Origin of the sequence: Microbacterium sp. 18062, from assembly GCF_902706225.1 — a bacterium.
GTDB lineage: Bacteria > Actinomycetota > Actinomycetes > Actinomycetales > Microbacteriaceae > Microbacterium.
This window is the reverse complement of the sequence record NZ_CACSKB010000571.1, coordinates 1-406: the sequence shown is the minus strand read 5'-3', so window position 1 is coordinate 406 and position 406 is coordinate 1. Positions and strand designations below refer to the sequence as shown.

Genomic DNA, 406 nt, shown 5'->3' with positions numbered 1-406 from the left:
TCTCCCGGGCGACGACCTGTTCGATCTCCAGGCACGCTCCGGCGCGCTGGCCGGGCGCGAGCGCCGACGGCGCGATCCAGAGCGATTCCGCCATTCCCAGCAGCGGGCCGCCGGGCAGGGCCTGCGCGGCCAGCGGGGACTGCGCATCCAGCAGCAGGAGCATGTCGCCGGGCAACTGCCGCCGGGCCACGGGCACGTCGTTGACGAGGATGTCGAACCGCAGATCCTGCAACGCGTCCGCCACCCACATGGCCGCGCCCGGGAAGGGCAGGCCCAGCCGTGCCTGCAGGCCCTTGCGCTCCTTGTCGACCGCGCGGTCGAGGCGCTCGGCGTCGAGCAGGCGGGCCAGCTCCGCGGACAGCCGGATCGACAGCGGCTTGGCGAATTCGGGCGGGCGGTGCTGGAT

The 406-nt window shown here is 73.9% G+C and carries 1 protein-coding gene; it reads right to left on the bottom strand.

Annotated elements, in window-relative coordinates:
• Positions 1–406 (bottom strand): FHIPEP family type III secretion protein (locus tag GVL03_RS24585; protein WP_200847413.1); only part of this gene is annotated, 406 nt, incomplete at both ends.